The following is a 2,176-nucleotide window of genomic DNA, read 5'->3' as shown; positions in this document are numbered from 1 at the left end:
GGCCGCGGGTGCGGGGTTCTCGACGAACACCCGTCGCGGCGCCGGGGCTTGCTGCACCACCGGCACGGGTGCCTTGATGGTCTCCGGCGCTGCAGGCGGCGGCGGCGCGACCGGCGCGGCCTCCTGTACCGGCGCCGGGGCCGGAGCCGGGGCGCTGGGAATGATCGCCTGCTCGCCGGGGCTGGGCCGCTGATCCACCGTCGGGCGGATGCTCACCGCGAGCGAAATGACCAGTGCCACAACGCCAACCACGAAGATCGATGTCAGTGCACTCCCGACAAGAAGGAACGGCTTGCGGCTCTCGTCGGCATAATTCACCTCGGCTTCGGGCTCGATCTCGTCGACGTACTCGGCCGCGGCACCGACCGGGGCCATCTGGGTTGCCGCGCTGGCGAGATCGACGTGGTACGCGCTGGCGGCGGTGGTGCCGTCGGGATCCTGGGAGTAGGCCAGGCCGGCGGTGGACGCCTCCATCTCGGGCGCATGCGCCGACGCCAACGCCGCGCCGCGGGCGAGTGCGAGTTCGGGTTCGTCGGGGGCGCTGACGGGCAGCGCCACCAGGTTCTCCAGGTGAGCCTTCACCGAGCTGACGTCGACACCGGAGCCGACGATGAACATGCCCTGCGGCGGCTCGTCCGTGGCTTCGACGGCGGCGGCCATCTCGGTCAGTACCGCCATCGCATCGGCGTCGTGCAGGTTGCGGCTCAGCACCTTGACCACCGACCCGTCGTCGGTCTGCACGACCGACAAGGTGGCGGTGTCCTTGTCAATGAACAGCAGCGCGGTGGTGTCGTATCCGACCGCCCGGCCGACGGCTTGGGCCAGCGCGCCGGCGGCGTGCGTCGCCGAGACGAGCATCACGTCCTCGATGCCACGGGCCTCCAGGGTGTCGCGCAGCTCGGCGGCATCGGAGTGGTGGGTCCACGTCACACCGATCGACTTGAGGTGGTGGCCACCGGCGGCGGCGCTTTCTTGTGTGCCCAGGATTGCGGCGACGACCTGATCGGCTGCACGCGAAGTTGCTGAGCCTTCAATGGCGCTGATATCGAAGACATCGTGGTCCACGGTTACACCGTCGGCCTTCTCGCCCTCGACCAGCACCATGCGGACCGTCGTAGGTGTCATCGACACACCTAGTACGATGTCCACTCGACCCTCCAAAGTGTTTGCTACGCTTGCTCGTCTGTCTTTGCGCACTCTTTCCGCACGAGCCGACAACTAGATACTTCATCGCCACAACCACTTCGGGCGTTACTGCCAACCGCATTTGCTGATGGCGGTGAAGTCCTGGCCGGACCGCGACGGCACGGGTGCCCGCCGACGCCGGTACATAGACCCTACTCGGATCAACGAAAAACGCCCCTGCCGCGGTTCAAATTCCCCCGTTCGGACGACCGTCACTAAGTCGACTTGATGAAGTTCTGGTAGGACCGCGATGGCGTCGGACCGCGCTGGCCCTGATACTTCGACCCGGCCGCGGCGCTGCCGTAGGGGTGCTCGGCCGGACTGGTCAGCCGCAGCAGGCAGAGCTGGCCGATCTTCATCCCCGGCCACAGCGTGATCGGCAGGTTGGCGACGTTGGACAGCTCAAGCGTGAGGTGGCCGCTGAATCCCGGGTCGATGAACCCGGCCGTCGAGTGGGTCAGCAGGCCCAGCCGGCCGAGCGAGGACTTGCCCTCCAGCCGGCCCGCCAGGTCGTCGGGCAGGGTGCACAACTCGAGGGTGGAGCCGAGCACGAACTCGCCGGGATGCAGCACGAAGGGCTCGCCGTTCTGCGGCTGGACCAGACTGGTCAGCTCGTCCTGCTGGATCGACGGGTCGATGTGGGTGTAGCGGGTGTTGTTGAACACCCGGAACAGGTTGTCCAGCCGGACGTCGACGCTGGACGGCTGCACGAGGTCGTCGTCGAACGGCTCGATGCCCAGCCGTTCGGCGGCGATTTCGGCCCGGATGTCGCGATCGGAGAGCAGCACCCGACGAGCGTATCGCTCGGGTGCTAGCCTTTCCGATCACCGGCGCGAGCCGGCCGTGCCGATGTAGTTCAATGGCAGAACATCAGCTTCCCAAGCTGAATACGCGGGTTCGATTCCCGTCATCGGCTCCACCCTGACCAGTGCGAACGGTGCTCAAATGGGGTTCTGTTCGCTGCCCCGTACCCCGCCTGTACCCCGACTTG

2 protein-coding genes and 1 tRNA gene are annotated in these 2,176 nt (G+C 67.0%); 1 reads left to right on the top strand and 2 read right to left on the bottom strand.

Annotated features, from left to right (window positions below; genetic code table 11):
* Both ACRDU5_RS05725 and dcd read right to left on the bottom strand, forming a co-directional pair.
* The coding region (locus ACRDU5_RS05725; protein WP_526613520.1) for a DUF7159 family protein at window positions 1-1,149 on the bottom strand (1,149 nt) is incomplete at its 3' end.
* A gap of 251 nt (window positions 1,150-1,400) precedes the next feature.
* Window positions 1,401-1,973: a dCTP deaminase gene (gene dcd / locus ACRDU5_RS05720; protein WP_526613519.1), complete on the bottom strand. Its 573-nt coding sequence runs from the start codon at window positions 1,971-1,973 to the stop codon at window positions 1,401-1,403.
* 57 nt (window positions 1,974-2,030) lie between these two features.
* On the opposite strand from dcd, the gene ACRDU5_RS05715 reads away from it, so the two are divergent.
* Window positions 2,031-2,104: transfer RNA gene (locus ACRDU5_RS05715), tRNA-Gly, on the top strand.
* Window positions 2,105-2,176: the final 72 nt, after the last annotated feature.

The sequence above is a fragment of the Mycobacterium sp. genome, assembly GCF_050701515.1.
Taxonomy (GTDB): domain Bacteria; phylum Actinomycetota; class Actinomycetes; order Mycobacteriales; family Mycobacteriaceae; genus Mycobacterium.
The sequence above is the reverse complement of the archived record's forward strand: the minus strand, read 5'-3'. Positions and strand labels throughout refer to the sequence as shown.